The 13,923-nt window shown below is 71.5% G+C and carries 11 protein-coding genes; 1 reads left to right on the top strand and 10 read right to left on the bottom strand.

The genetic code is table 11. The features are described 5' to 3' along the window. Positions 1–2: 2 nt before the first annotated feature. From ACIO9J_RS31175 to ACIO9J_RS31145, 7 genes are all read right to left on the bottom strand, one after another. Positions 3–686, bottom strand: coding sequence for a response regulator (locus tag ACIO9J_RS31175; protein ID WP_402007004.1), 684 nt, complete (start codon positions 684–686; stop codon positions 3–5). Between the two features lie 116 nt (positions 687–802). Continuing rightward, the gene (locus tag ACIO9J_RS31170; RefSeq protein ID WP_402007002.1) at positions 803–1,480 is read right to left on the bottom strand and encodes a potassium-transporting ATPase subunit C; all 678 of its coding nucleotides are present in this window, start codon (positions 1,478–1,480) and stop codon (positions 803–805) included. Positions 1,481–1,485: 5 nt separating this feature from the next. After that, positions 1,486–3,633, bottom strand: a complete 2,148-nt coding sequence (gene kdpB, locus ACIO9J_RS31165; RefSeq protein WP_402007000.1) for a potassium-transporting ATPase subunit KdpB — start codon at positions 3,631–3,633, stop codon at positions 1,486–1,488. Continuing rightward, the gene (gene kdpA, locus ACIO9J_RS31160) at positions 3,630–5,294 is read right to left on the bottom strand and encodes a potassium-transporting ATPase subunit KdpA (protein ID WP_402006998.1); all 1,665 of its coding nucleotides are present in this window, start codon (positions 5,292–5,294) and stop codon (positions 3,630–3,632) included. Before kdpA ends, kdpB begins: the two co-directional genes overlap by 4 nt. Before the next feature lie 8 nt (positions 5,295–5,302). Continuing rightward, a complete protein-coding gene (kdpF, locus tag ACIO9J_RS31155; protein WP_033264828.1) occupies positions 5,303–5,392 on the bottom strand; it encodes a K(+)-transporting ATPase subunit F in 90 nt (29 codons plus the stop codon). Next, positions 5,389–5,574, bottom strand: coding sequence for a hypothetical protein (locus ACIO9J_RS31150; protein ID WP_402006996.1), 186 nt, complete (start codon positions 5,572–5,574; stop codon positions 5,389–5,391). The genes kdpF and ACIO9J_RS31150 overlap by 4 nt, the downstream gene beginning before the upstream one ends. A 30-nt stretch (positions 5,575–5,604) precedes the next feature. After that, positions 5,605–7,446 carry an APC family permease gene (locus ACIO9J_RS31145; RefSeq protein ID WP_402006994.1) on the bottom strand — a complete coding sequence of 614 codons (1,842 nt, stop codon included), beginning with the start codon at positions 7,444–7,446 and terminating at the stop codon, positions 5,605–5,607. Positions 7,447–7,698: 252 nt separating this feature from the next. On the opposite strand from ACIO9J_RS31145, the gene ACIO9J_RS31140 reads away from it, so the two are divergent. Continuing rightward, positions 7,699–9,639 carry an amino acid transporter gene (locus tag ACIO9J_RS31140; RefSeq protein ID WP_402006992.1) on the top strand — a complete coding sequence of 647 codons (1,941 nt, stop codon included), beginning with the start codon at positions 7,699–7,701 and terminating at the stop codon, positions 9,637–9,639. Here ACIO9J_RS31140 and ACIO9J_RS31135 read toward each other — a convergent pair. The 3 genes from ACIO9J_RS31135 to ACIO9J_RS31125 all read right to left on the bottom strand — a co-directional run bounded on the left by ACIO9J_RS31135 (position 9,572) and on the right by ACIO9J_RS31125 (position 13,912). After that, positions 9,572–12,145 (bottom strand): ATP-binding protein, encoded by a 2,574-nt coding sequence (locus tag ACIO9J_RS31135; protein WP_402006990.1) that lies wholly within the window; start codon positions 12,143–12,145, stop codon positions 9,572–9,574. The genes ACIO9J_RS31140 and ACIO9J_RS31135 overlap by 68 nt on opposite strands. Positions 12,146–12,307: 162 nt before the next feature. After that, positions 12,308–13,009 carry a bleomycin resistance protein gene (locus tag ACIO9J_RS31130; RefSeq protein WP_402006988.1) on the bottom strand — a complete coding sequence of 234 codons (702 nt, stop codon included), beginning with the start codon at positions 13,007–13,009 and terminating at the stop codon, positions 12,308–12,310. Between the two features lie 36 nt (positions 13,010–13,045). Continuing rightward, on the bottom strand, positions 13,046–13,912 hold the full coding sequence (locus ACIO9J_RS31125) for a GNAT family N-acetyltransferase (protein WP_402006986.1): 867 nt from the start codon (positions 13,910–13,912) through the stop codon (positions 13,046–13,048). Positions 13,913–13,923 lie beyond the last annotated feature (11 nt).

The following is a 13,923-nucleotide window of genomic DNA, read 5'->3' as shown; positions in this document are numbered from 1 at the left end:
CGTCAGCTCTCGAAGCGGTACCCCATGCCCGGTTCCGTGATCAGGTACCGGGGATGGGAGGGATCCGCTTCCAGCTTGCGTCTCAACTGGGCCATGTAGACCCGCAGGTAGTTGGTCTTGGTGCCGTAGGACGGGCCCCACACGTCGAGCAGCAGCTGGCGCTGGGTGATGAGCCGTCCCGGATGGCAGATGAGTATTTCGAGGAGTTGCCACTCCGTCGGGGTCAGGCGTATGTCGCGGCCGCGCCGGGTGACCTTCTTGGCGACCAGGTCGACGGAGAAGTCGTCGGTGGTGACCACCACGGTCTCCCTGGCGGCCGGTGCCGACTCGGTGCGCCGGACGGCGGCGCGCAGTCTGGCGAGGAGTTCGTCCATGCTGAACGGCTTGGTGATGTAGTCGTCGGCGCCCGCGTCGAGGGCGGCGACCTTCTCGTCGGAGGCGCGCCGCGCGGTGAGCACGAGGACCGGCACGCGGGTCCAGCCGCGCAGGGCCTTCAGGACGTCGATGCCGTCCATGTCGGGCAGGCCGAGGTCGAGGACGATGACCTCGGGCTGCCGGGCGGCCGCGAGGCGGAGCGCGGTGGCTCCGTCGGGGGCCGCGTCCACGGCGTACGCGCGTGCTTCCAGGTTGATCACCAGCGCCCGTACGAGCTGGGCGTCGTCCTCCACCACAAGGACCCGGGTCATCGGTGTGCCGCCTTCTTCCTCGTGGTTCTCTTCGCCGTGCGGGTCGTGACCGCGGGAGCCGGCGGGTCCGGGGGTGTGCCCGGCCGCGCGGCTCCCGCTCGTGACGGTTAAGCCCATCAGCCCTTCTCGGTCAGTTCCTTGAGGGCGATGTTGAGCTGGAGGACGTTGACGCGCGGCTCGCCCACGAAGCCGAGGATCCGTCCGTCGGTGTGCCCGTCGACCAGCTTCTGGACCTGGGCGACGGTCAGGTGGTTCCTCTCCGCGACGCGGTGCACCTGGAGGTCGGCGTAGCGCGGGGAGATGTGCGGGTCGAGGCCGGAGGCAGAGGAGGTGACCGCCTCGGCGGGCACGTCGGAGGGCTTCACCCGGTGGTCCGCGGTGGAGTTGTCCTTGATGACGGCCGCCTTGGCGTCCTTCACCTGCTGGATCAGGTCCTTGTTGTCACCGGCGAGGTTGGTGGCGCCGGACACGAGCAGGTTGTACCGCGTGTTGACGCCGTTGGCCTGGTTGGAGCCGAGGCCGTTGGAGGGGCGCGGCTGGAACCACTTGAGGTCGGGTGCGGCCGTCTCCTGGCCCTTCTTGAGCGGCAGGTCGTAGCGCTGGCCTATGAGTTCGGAGCCGACGACCTTGCCGTCCGCCGTGACCTCGGAGCCGTTGGCCTTGTCGTGGAAGAGGGCCTGGGCGACGCCGGTCACCGCGAGGGGGTAGAGGACGCCGCAGATCACGGTGAGGACGAGGAGGGCGCGCAGGCCCGCTCCCAGCAACCGGGCGGAGTTTCCTACGGAGCTGTTCATGACGGTCAACCGATTCCGGGGATGAGGGAGAGCAGCAGATCGATGATCTTGATGCCGATGAAGGGGGCGACGAGCCCGCCGAGGCCGTAGATGCCGAGGTTGCGCCGGAGCATCTTGTCCGCGCTCATCGGCCGGTACCGCACGCCCTTCAGGGCGAGCGGCACGAGCGCGATGATGATCAGCGCGTTGAAGATGACCGCCGAGAGGATCGCGGACTCCGGCGACGACAGGCCCATGATGTTGAGCTTGTCGAGCGAGGGATAGGCGACCGCGAACATGGCGGGGATGATCGCGAAGTACTTCGCGACGTCGTTGGCGATCGAGAAGGTCGTCAGGGCGCCCCGGGTGATGAGGAGCTGCTTGCCGATCTCGACGATCTCGATGAGCTTGGTCGGGTTGGAGTCCAGGTCCACCATGTTCCCGGCCTCCTTGGCGGCCGAGGTGCCGGTGTTCATGGCCACGCCGACGTCCGCCTGGGCGAGCGCGGGCGCGTCGTTGGTGCCGTCGCCGGTCATCGCGACCAGCTTGCCGCCCGCCTGCTCGCGCTTGATCAGCGCCATCTTGTCCTCGGGCGTGGCCTCGGCGAGGAAGTCGTCCACGCCCGCCTCGTCCGCGATCGCCTTGGCGGTCAGCGGGTTGTCACCCGTGATCATGACGGTCTTGATGCCCATGCGGCGCAGTTCGTCGAACCGCTCGCGCATGCCCTGCTTGACGACGTCCTTGAGGTGGATCACCCCGAGGACGCGCGCGCCGTCAGCGTCTTCCAGAGCCACGAGCAGCGGCGTGCCACCAGCCTGGGAAATCCGGTCGTTGAGTTCCTGTGCATCCTCGGCGACCTCGCCACCGCGTTCCTTGACCCAGGCGATGACCGAACCGGTCGCGCCCTTGCGGACCTTGCGTCCTTCGACGTCCACGCCGGACATCCGGGTCTGTGCCGTGAAGGGCACCCACTCGGCGCCGGTCAGCTCGCCCTGGTGGCGCTCGCGCAGGCCGTACTTCTCCTTGGCGAGTACGACGATGGAGCGGCCCTCGGGCGTCTCGTCGGCCAGCGAGGAGAGCTGGGCGGCGTCGGCGACCTCGGCCTCGGTGGTGCCGCGCACCGGCAGGAACTCGGCGGCCTGGCGGTTGCCGAGGGTGATGGTGCCGGTCTTGTCCAGGAGCAGCGTCGACACGTCGCCCGCCGCTTCGACCGCCCTGCCGGACATGGCGAGGACGTTGCGCTGGACGAGGCGGTCCATGCCCGCGATGCCGATCGCGGAGAGCAGGGCGCCGATGGTCGTCGGGATCAGGCAGACGAGCAGCGCCGTCAGGACGATCATCGAGGTCTGGTCGTCGGCCCCCGCGTAGATGGCGAAGGGCTTGAGGGTGACGACGGCGAGCAGGAAGACGATGGTGAGGGACGCGAGGAGGATGTTCAGCGCGATCTCGTTGGGCGTCTTCTGCCGGGCCGCGCCCTCGACCAGGTTGATCATGCGGTCGATGAACGTCTCGCCGGGCTTCGTCGTGATCTTGATGACGATGCGGTCGGAGAGGACCTTCGTGCCGCCCGTGACGGCGGAGCGGTCGCCGCCCGACTCCCGGATGACGGGGGCCGATTCGCCGGTGATCGCGGACTCGTCGACGGAGGCCACGCCCTCGACGACGTCACCGTCGCCGGGGATGATGTCGCCCGCCTCGCAGACGACCAGGTCGCCGATGCGCAGCTCGGTGCCGGGCACCGACTCCTCCGTCGTACCGCTCAGGCGGCGCGCGACGGTGTCGGTCTTGGCCTTGCGCAGGGTGTCGGCCTGTGCCTTGCCGCGGCCCTCGGCGACGGCCTCGGCGAGGTTGGCGAAGACGGTGGTCAGCCAGAGCCAGACGGCGATCGCCCAGCCGAACCAGTCGGTCGGGTCCTTCACGGCGAGCACGGTGGTGACCACCGAGCCGACCAGGACCACGAACATGACCGGCGACTTGACCATGACGCGCGGGTGCAGCTTGCGGACCGCGTCCGGCAGGGACTTCAGGAGCTGGGCGGGGTCGAAGAGACCCGCGGCGACCTTGCCCTCGTCGGCGGACTTGTTGCCGGTGGGCAGGTCCGTGTGCGGGGCGGGGGTGGCGGCCGCGGCCGGCTCCCGCTCGTCCGTCTCGTACTTCTCGGTGTGTGTGCTCATGACGCCAGCCCCTCGGCAAGCGGTCCCAGCGCCAGGGCGGGGAAGTAGGTGAGACCGGTGATGATCATGATGGTGCCGACCAGCAATCCGGTGAACAGCGGCTTCTCGGTGCGCAGCGTGCCCGCGGTGGCCGGGATCGGCTTCTGTTCCGCGAGCGATCCGGCGAGCGCGAGGACGAACACCATGGGCAGGAAGCGGCCGAGCAGCATCGCGAGGCCGATCGTGGTGTTGAACCAGTTGGTGTCCGCGCTCAGACCGCCGAACGCCGAGCCGTTGTTGTTGGCGCCCGAGGTGAAGGCGTACAGGATCTCGGAGAAGCCGTGCGCCCCGGTGTTGAGCATCGAGTCCTTGGGCGTGGGCAGTGCCATCGACACCGCGGTGAAGCCGAGGACGAGCGCGGGCGTGACGAGGATGTAGCAGGCCGCGAGCTTGATCTCACGGGTGCCGATCTTCTTGCCCAGGTACTCCGGCGTACGGCCGACCATCAGGCCCGCGATGAACACCGCGATGATCGCCATGATCAGCATGCCGTAGAGGCCGGATCCGGTGCCGCCGGGGGCGATCTCGCCGAGCTGCATGCCCAGCATGTCGATGCCGCCGCCGAAGCCGGTGTTGGAGGAGTGGAAGGAGTTGACCGCGCCCGTGGAGGTCAGCGTGGTGGCGACCGAGAAGATCGCCGAGCCGCCGATGCCGAAGCGGGTCTCCTTGCCCTCCATCGCGCCGCCCGCGAGGTCGAAGGCGGGTCCGCCGTGGTGGAACTCGGTCCACATCATCAGCGCCGTGAAGCCGATCCAGATCGTCGCCATCGTGGCGAGGATCGCGTAGCCCTGCCGCACCGAGCCGACCATCTTGCCGAAGGTGCGGGTCAGGGCGAACGGGATGACGAGGATCAGGAAGATCTCGAAGAGGTTCGAGAGGCCGTTGGGGTTCTCGAAGGGGTGGGCGGAGTTGGCGTTGAAGTAACCGCCGCCGTTGGTGCCCAGCTCCTTGATGACCTCCTGGGAGGCGACGGCGCCGCCGTTCCACTCCTGCTTGCCGCCCAGGAACTGGCCGACCTCGTGAATGCCGGAGAAGTTCTGGAGGGCGCCGCAGGCGACCAGGACGAGCGCGCCGACCACGGAGATCGGGATCAGGATGCGGACGGTGCCGCGCACCAGGTCGGCCCAGAAGTTGCCGAGCTCACCGGTGCGGGAACGGGCGAAGCCGCGGACCAGGGCCACCGCCACGGCGATCCCCACGGCCGCCGAGACGAAGTTCTGTACGGCGAGGCCGCCGGTCTGCACGACGTGGCCCATGGCCTGTTCGCCGGAGTACGACTGCCAGTTGGTGTTGGCGACGAAGGACGCGGCGGTGTTGAACGCCTGGTCCGGGTCGATCGCCTTGAAGCCGAGCGAGCCCGGCAGCGAGCCCTGGAGGCGCTGCATCAGGTAGAGGAAGAGGACGCCGGCCGCGGAGAAGGCGAGGACGCCGCGCAGGTAGGCGGGCCAGCGCATCTCGGTGTCGGGGTTGGCGCCGATGGCCTTGTAGATCCACTTCTCCGCACGAAGATGCTTCTTCGACGAGTAGACGTGGGCCATGTAGTCGCCGAGCGGGCGGTATGCGAGGGCCAGCGCCGCTATCAGCGCGAGCATCTGCAGCACACCGGCAAGAACGGGGCTCATATCTGTGCTCAGAACCTCTCCGGGAAGACGAGGGCGAGGACGAGATAGCCCAGGAGGGCGACGGCCACGACGAGGCCGACGATGTTCTCGGCGGTCACAGCTTGGTCACCCCCTTGGCGACGAGTGCCACCAGCGCGAAGACCGCGATCGTGGTGACGACGAAGGCCACGTCGGCCATCGTGAGCTCCTGAGGAACGAAGTGGATGGATGAACTACTTGGTCTGACGGTTAGAGGAAACCTCTGTTTCGGCCGGATCCGGCCGCCGTTGACGCCCTCCATACGGCGCCATGAGGCGTCTTGACGGCTCTCTTACGACAGCCGGAAGCGCAGCCGGCAGATGGCCGCGTCGGTGTCCCTGCGGACCGCGTGCGCCACCACCGCGCCGCGCTGGTTCTGCAGGATCCGCTGCCAGGCGCGGGCCGGTTCGACCTCGGGGATCAGCACGGTGACGCGGGTGCCGGGACGGGCCTCCTCGATCCCCCGTACGTACGCGGCGATGGGCCGCCCGATGGTGCGGCGCTCGGCGGGGACGCGGACCAGGTCCACCCCGGGGCTCCACAGCGCCCAGTCCCGCTCCAGGGCCTCCGCCTGCGCCCGGTCCTCCGGGTCGGAGTGGCAGACGGTCACCGCGCGGACCTCGTCGCCCAGCGAGACCGCGGCGGTCAGGGCCTCGCTGGTCAGGCGGGACAGCGAGGAGACGGGGACGATCACCAGGGAGCGGTCGCGGTGCGGGCACTCCGGTACGCGGCCGAGGCCGAGGCGCTCGCCGATGCGGGCGTAGGCCCGGTGGACGGTCTCGAAGCCGGCGACCAGGAGGGGCAGCGCGACCACGATCAGCCACGCGCCGTCGTGGAACTTGGTAGCGGTGACGACGACCGCGCTGACGCCGGTCAGGACCGCTCCCAGGCCGTTCAGGAGGGCCTTGCCGCGCCACTTCGGGCCGCGCTCGCGGCGCCAGTGCAGGACCATGCCGGTCTGCGCGATCGTGAAGCCGACGAAGACGCCGATGGCGAAGAGCGGCACGAGGGTGTTGGTGTCGCCGCCGGAGAAGACGAGCAGCGCGGCGGAGATCGCGGCGAGGGTCAGGACGCCGTGCCGGTGGACCTGGCGGTCGGCCTTGAGGGCGAAGACGTGCGGCAGGAAGTTGTCGCGGGCCAGCAGCTTCAGGAGGACGGGCAGCCCGCCGAAGGAGGTGTTCGCGGAGAGGGCGAGCAGGATCATCGTGGCGAACTGGATGACGTAGAAGGCCCAGTTGTGGCCGAGCGAGGCGTCCGCGAGCTGCGCGAGGACGGTGACGCCCTCGACCGGCTGGAGGTGGAAGCGGGAGATCAGCACGGCGAGGCCGATCAGCATCACCCCGAGGACGGCGCCCAGGGCGATCTCCGCGTGCTGGGCGCGCCGGGCCCGGGGAGCGCGGAAGGACGGCACGGCGTTGGCGATGGCCTCGACGCCGGTGAGCGCGGAGCAGCCGGAGGCGAACGCCTTGAGCAGCAGCAGCGCGCCCACGGTGGTCGCGTCGTCGGCGAGGACCGAGGCGTGCCCCTGCGCGGCCTCGGTGCTGACCGGGGCGGAGCGGAAGAGTCCGAAGGCGATCAGGGTGAGCATCGACAGGACGAAGACGGCGGTCGGGACGATGAAGGCCCGCGCTGAGTCGACGATGCCGCGCAGATTGATGCCGGTGATCAGTACGAGGACGGCCAGGCAGATCCACAGCCGGTCACCGTACAGACCGGGAAAGGCCGAGGTCAGGGCGGCGACGCCCGCGGTGACGGCGACGGCGACGTTCAGCACGTAGTCGAGTACGAGCGAGGCGGCGGCGACCAGGCTGGTGCGGCGCCCGAGGTGGGCCTTGGCCACCGCGTAGGAGCCGCCGCCGTCGGGGAAGGCGGCGATCACCTGGCGGTAGGAGGCGACGAGGACCGCGAGCAGGGCGGCTATCGCGAGGGTGACCGGCAGGGTGAAACCGAGGCCGTGGCCGCCCGCGGCGGCGAGCACCAGCACGATCGCCTCGGGGCCGTAGGCGACGGAGGCCATCGCGTCCAGGGACAGCGCCGCGAGCCCGGTGACGGCGGTGAGCCGGTGCCGTTCGGCGGTGTCCGGGGGGTCCTCGTCGAGGGGGGCGGTGCCCTGCTCACTGGTCAGGACGGTCATGCGTACTCCTTGGGGTTCCGGTGGGGCCGCTCACGCGGGTGGCGCGGCGCGGCCGGGCGCCGGTGAGGCGGTGCGCCCAGGTTCGGCCCGGAATCCGGCGGGCACACGTTCTCCTTGCGCGTTCTTCGCGCCGAACACCGCCGTCCTCACGCGTTCTTGACGGCCAGGTGGCCGAATCCACCGCCCGTGCGTTCGACCTCGCTCCCCCGGCGGGTGACGATGCGCGGGAGCAGCGACGACAGGAAGCAGGACATGACCGCGAAGTCCCCGCACCGGCTGCGCGCCTGGCTCCTCGACGGTCTGACCGAGCAGTCGTCGCGGCACCGGGGCCCGCACGGCACCCCGCCCGCCGAACACCAGGGCCACCGCTGGTGGCGCGTGATGTGCCTGACCGGTGTGGACTACTTCTCCACGCTCGGCTACCAGCCGGGCATCGCGGCGCTGGCCGCCGGGCTGCTCTCGCCGCTCGCCACCCTGGTGCTGATCGCCCTGACGCTGTTCGGCGCGCTGCCGGTCTACCGCAGGGTGGCCAAGGAGTCGCCGCACGGCGAGGGTTCGATCCACATGCTGGAGCGGCTGCTCCCGTGGTGGTCGGGGAAGATCTTCGTCCTCGTCCTGCTCGGCTTCGCCGCCACGGACTTCATCATCACCATCACGCTGTCCGCCGCCGACGCCTCCGCGCACGTGGTGGAGAACCCGTTCGCCCCGCACTGGCTGGACGGCGAGAACGTGCTGATCACCCTCGTCCTGATCGCGGGGCTCGGCGCGGTCTTCCTCAAGGGGTTCCGCGAGGCGATCGGCGTCGCGGTCGCCCTGGTCGGCGCCTTCCTCACCCTCAACCTCGTCGTGCTCGCCACCTCGGTGTGGCTGGTGCTCAGCGAGCCGGTGCACATCGGCGACTGGTGGGACGCGATGACGGCGGAGCACGCGTCGCCGTTCGCGATGGCCGGTGTGGCGCTGCTCGTCTTTCCCAAGCTGGCGCTCGGCATGTCCGGGTTCGAGACCGGTGTGGCGGTGATGCCGCAGGTGCGGGGCGACGCATCGGACACGTACGCGAAGCCGACGGGCCGGATCAGGGACACCCGCAAGCTGCTGACCACGGCGGCGCTCATCATGAGCTGCTTCCTGCTGCTCTCCAGCCTGGCGACGACGATCCTGATCCCGCAGCACGCCTTCGAGCGCGGCGGCCCCGCCAACGGGCGGGCGCTCGCCTATCTGGCGCACGAGCACCTGGGCGAGGTGTTCGGTACCTGCTACGACGTCGCGACGATCGCCATCCTGTGGTTCGCCGGGGCCTCCGCGCTGGCCGGGCTGCTCAACATCGTGCCGCGCTATCTGCCGCGCTACGGCATGGCGCCCGAGTGGACGCGCGCGGTGCGGCCGCTGGTCCTCGTCTTCATGGTGATCGCGGTGGTCATCACGCTCTGGTTCAACGCCGACGTCGACGCGCAGAGCGGCGCGTACGCCACCGGTGTCCTCGTCCTGATGCTCTCCGCGGCCTTCGCGTCGACCGTCGCGGCCCGCCACCGCGGGCACCGGGCGGCCGCCTGCGGATTCGGCGTGATCACCCTGGTGTTCGCGTACACCCTGGTCACCAACGTCATCGAGCGGCCCGACGGCATCAAGATCGCGGCGCTGTTCATCCTCGGGATCCTGCTGACGTCGTTCGCTTCGCGGGTGCACCGGGCCTTCGAACTGCGGTCGTCGGGCGTGGTGCTCGACGACGCGGCGGCGCGGCTGGTCGACGAGGTCGCCGCGTCGGGTCCGGTGCGGATCATCGCCAACGAACCGCAGGAGCACAGCACCGCCGAGTACCGCAAGAAGGAGTACAGCCAGCGCGAGCAGACCCACATTCCCGGCGGCGAGCCCGTGCTCTTCCTGGAGGTCCTGGTCCGCAACTCCTCCGACTTCACCACCGAGTTGACCGTGCACGGCGACGAGAGGCACGGCTCGCGCAGGCTGCGCGTGAAGGGGCCAGGGGTGCCCAACACCATCGCGGCCGTCCTGATGGCGATCCGGGACCGTACGGGCGAGGTCCCGCACGCCTACTTCAACTGGACCGAGGGCGACCCGCTCAGCCATCTGCTGCGCTTCCTCGTCTTCGGCGACGGCGAGGTCGCCCCGGTCACCCGCGAGGTGCTCCGCCGGGCCGAGCCGGACCCGGAGCGGCGACCGCGGGTGCACGTCGGCTGAGGTCCGCGCGGACACGTACGGCCGGCTCCGCGGGCGGCGCGGCGCAGGGCAGCGAGAGCACCATGGTGAGCCCGCCGCCCGGGGTGTCCTCCGGGGTGAGCGTGCCGTCCATGGCCTCGGTCAGGCCGCGCGAGAGCGCGAGTCCGAGGCCGAGCCCGGTGGCGTTGTCGGTGTCGCCGAGCCGCTGGAAGGGTTCGAAGAGCCGCTCGCGGCCGGTCGGCGGCAGGCCGGGGCCGCGGTCGACGACGCGCAGTTCGACGCGGCCCGCGAGCGCGCTCGCCGAGACGAGGACCGGCTCGTGGGGCGGTGAGTGACGGGCCGCGTTGCTCATCAGGTTGGCGAGGACGCGTTCCAGGAGCGGCGGGTCGGCGACGACGTCGGGGATGCTCTCCAGGTTCTGCGTCCTGACGGTGCCGCCGCCGTCGGGCAGCGAGTCCAGCGCGGGCGCGAGGACCTCCTCCAGGGCGGTGGCACGCAGGTCGAGGGTGAGCGCGCCCGCCTCCAGCCTGCTCAGGTCGAGGAGGTTCTCCACCAGGCGGTCGAGCCGGGCCAGGGACTCGTCCGCGGTGGCGAGCAGCGCCTCCCTGTCCTCGTCGGAGAACCGCACGTCGCGGCTGCGCAGCGAGGCGACGGCGGCCAAGGCGGCGGCGAGCGGGGTGCGCAGGTCGTGGCCGACCGCCCGCAGCAGCGCGGTGCGCATCCGGTCGGCGGCCTTGACCGGCTCGACCTCGGCGGCGGCCTCGGCCAGCCTGGCGCGCTCCACGGCGGCGCCGACGTGCGCGGCGAAGGCGGCGAGCACGCGGCGCGCGGACGACGGCAGCGGGCGCCCGCGCAGCACCAGGTAGGAGCCGGTGCCGACCGGCACGCCCACCGACGCCCCGTCGCTCTCGGGGAGTTCGTCGACCAGTTCGGCGGAGTCCATGCCGAAGGTCTCCCTGGTGCGTTCCAGGAGGGCGGGGATGGCGCGGTCGCCGCGGACGATGCTGCCCGCGAGCGAGGACATCGTCTCGGCCTCGGCGGTGGCGCGCGCCGAGCGCCGGGAGAGCCGCAGCGAGCGGTCGACGACGGCGGCCACGGTGGCCGCGACGACGGCGAACACCCCGAGCGCGACCATGCTGTTGGGGTCGCCGAGGGTGAAGTGGCCGACCGGCGGCATGAACCAGTAGTTGAGCAGCAGCGAAGCGGTGACCGACGCGATCACGGCGGACGCGACACCGCCGATGCAGGCCACGCCGACCACGGTGAGCAGGAAGAGCAGCGCCTCGCTGGTGAGGTTCAGGGTGCCGCGCGCCGCGTCGAGCGCGAGGGTCAGGAGCAGCGGCAGGACGAGCCCGGCGACCGGGCCCGCGACGAGGCGCGAGTGCGGCAGCGTACGGCGCCGCGAGGGCAGCAGCCTGCCGCCGCCCGCCCGTTCGTGGGTGACCATGTGGACGTCGATGTCGTCGGAGAGCGCGACGACGGTCTCGCCGATGCCGCTGCCGGTCAGGAAGCGTTCGAGACGGCCCCGTCTGCTGGTGCCGAGGACGAGCTGGGTCGCGCTCTCGGCGCGGGCGAACTCGACCAGGGCGGTGGGCACATGGGCGCCGACGACCGAGTGGTAGCTGCCGCCGAGGCTCTCCACCAGGCGCCGCTGGCGGACCAGGGCGGCGTGCGAGGCACCGGCGGCCAGGCCGTCGCTGCGGGCCACGTGCACGGCGAGCAGGTCGCCCCCGGAGTGCGGGGCGCCCAGGGTGCGGGGCAGGTCGCCGATGCGGGCGGCGCGGCGGATCAGGGTCTCGCCCTCGGGGCCGCCGGTCAGCGCGACGACGACGCGCTCGCGGGCCTCGCCCGCGCCGTCGCCGCCGTGCTCGCTCCGGTGGCGCCTGAGCTGCTCGCCGACGTGTCCGGCCAGCCAGCGCAGGGCGAGTTCGCGCAACGCGGTGAGGTTGGCGGGGCGGAAGTGGTGGGCGAGGGCCGCGTCCATGCCTTCGGGGTCCCCGGGCGCACGGATGCCGCCGTGCGCCATGCGGCGGCGCAGCGCCTCGGGGTCCATGTCGACTAGCTCGATCTGCCGGGCGCGCCGGACCACCCGGTCGGGGACGGTCTCGGTGACGGGCACCCGGGTGATCTTCTCGACGACGTCGTTGAGGGACGCCAGGTGCCGGATGTCGACCGCGGTGAGGACGTCGACGCCGGCCGCGAGCAGCTCCTCGACGTCCTGCCAGCGGTGCGGGCGCCGGCCGCCGCCCGGGGTGTCGGCGTGGGCGAGGTCGTCGACGACCGCGAGTCCCGGGCGGCGGGCGAGCAGGCCGGCGAGGTCGAGCCCGCCCGCCACGGACGGCAGGACGTCGAGACCGGCGAGGAGCGACTCGGTGTGCGGGCGTCCGTGGCACGCGACCGCACCGACGACCACGTCGGTGCCGCGGGCCGCTCTGCGGCGCGCCTCGTCGAGCATGCGGCAGGTCTTGCCGACGCCGGGGGCCGACCCCAGATAGACCTTCAGCGCTCCGGGTCGTACGTCACTCATGACACCCCTCTTGGCCTGCGGGGCGGTCTCCCGGGCGGACGCCCTTGGGGGAGCGTGCCGCACGCACTCCCCCGACGGCCGCCGGGGACACGGGCCTTGACGCGGCCCTGGCGCCGCGGGCGGGGACCTTGACGGGGCGCTGACGTCCCCCGCGTCCAGGGGCTACGCCTTCAGTTCGGCCAGGCGCGCCAGGGCGTCGCGCACCGACTCCCTTTCGGCGTCGGCGAGTTGGACGTCCCCCGCCCGGCCGAGCAGCCGCTCCGCCAGCTCGTCGTCGCCCAGGCGCTGTGCGATGTCGCCGCGCAGCACGAGGAGGCGCACCTCCTGCTCGGGGGTGGGCCGCTCGTCGGTGAGCCCGAGGGCCCGGTCGATGATCTTCGCGGCGCCGGGCAGGTCCTCCTTGGAGTCGGCGAACAGGTCGGCCATGTGCAGGGCGCGCGCGAACGTCTCCTTGGGTGCGGGCCGGTGCGAGGGGTCCTCGCTGATGGGCTGCCCGACGCGGATGCTGTTGCCGCCGGGATCGGTCATCAGGAACTGCCGCACGCCGTACGACATGTCCTTGAGCGGCCCGATCCGGGGCAGCCCCCGGGCGGGGATCCTGCCGTAGGCGGCCTTGAGCCCGGCACGGAAGGCGGTGTGCAGTTCCGCCACGTCGTCGGTGAGGACGTAGCAGCCGGAGTAGGACTCCTTCGGGTCGTACTCCTTCATGGCGAAGAACTGGAGCTCGACGACGCCGCGTTCGACGACGGCGTAGGCGTAGGGACTCTTCTGGAGGAAGGTCGTCTCGAAACCCAGCGCGGTGTAGAACTCGACCACCGGCTGGATCTCCCGGCACGGCAGGAGGGGGATCGTCTTCTCGGGCATGCGCCCAGTGTAGTCAAACTTGAATAGAAGCGGCTCTCAGGCGGCTCGGCCGACGTCCAGTCGTTCCGGCGACGGCTCGTATCCGGCCGCCTTGTAGGTGGCGACGGCGGCGGTGTTCGCACTCGGCGTGGAGACGAACGCGCTCGACGCACCCATCTCGCGCAGCGCCGCCGCGGCGGCGACGCCGATCGCCGTGCCGTAGCCGCGACCACGGTGGTCGGCGTGGACACCCACCGGCTCCAGCAGACCGGGCCTGCCGGGGCCCGCCGACCAGACCGTCGCCGCGGCCACCGCGTTGCCCTGGCCGTCGTAGCCGATCAGGCAGCGGGCGTCGGCGTAGACCGGCCCGGCAGCGAGGACGTGCCAGACCTCCTCGGTGAACTTCTCGCTGCCGAACGCCGAGCGGTGCACGGCGGTCCGCACCCCCGCCGTCCCCTGATCGGCCACCTCGATCCGCAGACCGGAGTCCTTCACCGGCTCGGAGAGGTCGCGGTGCAGCGGCGTCCACGGCTCGTCGAGATGCCAGCCCGCCGCCAGGAGGGTCTCGCGGAGCAGGGCGCCGCTGGGGATCTCAAGGCCGACCTCCCCGGCCGGCAGGACCCCGCGCGCCGGGTCGTCGAGGTCCGCGTGGAGCTGGCGCGCCAGGGCCTCGTCCTGGCGCAGGTCCGGCGCGGTCGTCAGGCGCAGCACGTCGGGGCCGTCCAGGTAACCGACGGCGACGACCCGCCCGTCCGCGCTCCAGGTGCGGACGTCGGCGGCCAGCCGCTCCGCGCCCAGCGCCCAGGCCCAGCCGAGGTCTCCCGGGTGGAGCTGCAGGGGTGTGCGGTCGTCCTGCCATGCGCGGAGCGCGTCCACGGCCCCGGCCAGTCCGTCGATGCCGGGCTCGTTCAAGACGATCGTCATGCCCCGCATCC

The sequence above is a fragment of the Streptomyces sp. NPDC087300 genome, assembly GCF_044744425.1.
In the GTDB taxonomy this organism is placed as follows: domain Bacteria; phylum Actinomycetota; class Actinomycetes; order Streptomycetales; family Streptomycetaceae; genus Streptomyces.
The sequence above is the reverse complement of the archived record's forward strand: the minus strand, read 5'-3'. Positions and strand labels throughout refer to the sequence as shown.

Bases quoted from the DNA above. Each gene is read 5' to 3' on its own strand.
- kdpB (WP_402007000.1), bottom strand. From the start codon at position 3,633: ATGAGCACACACACCGAGAAGTACGAGACGGACGAGCGGGAGCCGGCC.
- ACIO9J_RS31175 (WP_402007004.1), bottom strand. From the start codon at position 686: ATGACCCGGGTCCTTGTGGTGGAGGACGACGCCCAGCTCGTACGGGCG.
- ACIO9J_RS31125 (WP_402006986.1), bottom strand. From the start codon at position 13,912: ATGACGATCGTCTTGAACGAGCCCGGCATCGACGGACTGGCCGGGGCC.
- kdpA (WP_402006998.1), bottom strand. From the start codon at position 5,294: ATGAGCCCCGTTCTTGCCGGTGTGCTGCAGATGCTCGCGCTGATAGCG.
- ACIO9J_RS31140 (WP_402006992.1), top strand. From the start codon at position 7,699: ATGACCGCGAAGTCCCCGCACCGGCTGCGCGCCTGGCTCCTCGACGGT.
- ACIO9J_RS31130 (WP_402006988.1), bottom strand. From the start codon at position 13,009: ATGCCCGAGAAGACGATCCCCCTCCTGCCGTGCCGGGAGATCCAGCCG.
- ACIO9J_RS31145 (WP_402006994.1), bottom strand. From the start codon at position 7,446: ATGACCGTCCTGACCAGTGAGCAGGGCACCGCCCCCCTCGACGAGGAC.
- ACIO9J_RS31170 (WP_402007002.1), bottom strand. From the start codon at position 1,480: ATGAACAGCTCCGTAGGAAACTCCGCCCGGTTGCTGGGAGCGGGCCTG.
- ACIO9J_RS31150 (WP_402006996.1), bottom strand. From the start codon at position 5,574: ATGGAGGGCGTCAACGGCGGCCGGATCCGGCCGAAACAGAGGTTTCCT.
- ACIO9J_RS31135 (WP_402006990.1), bottom strand. From the start codon at position 12,145: ATGAGTGACGTACGACCCGGAGCGCTGAAGGTCTATCTGGGGTCGGCC.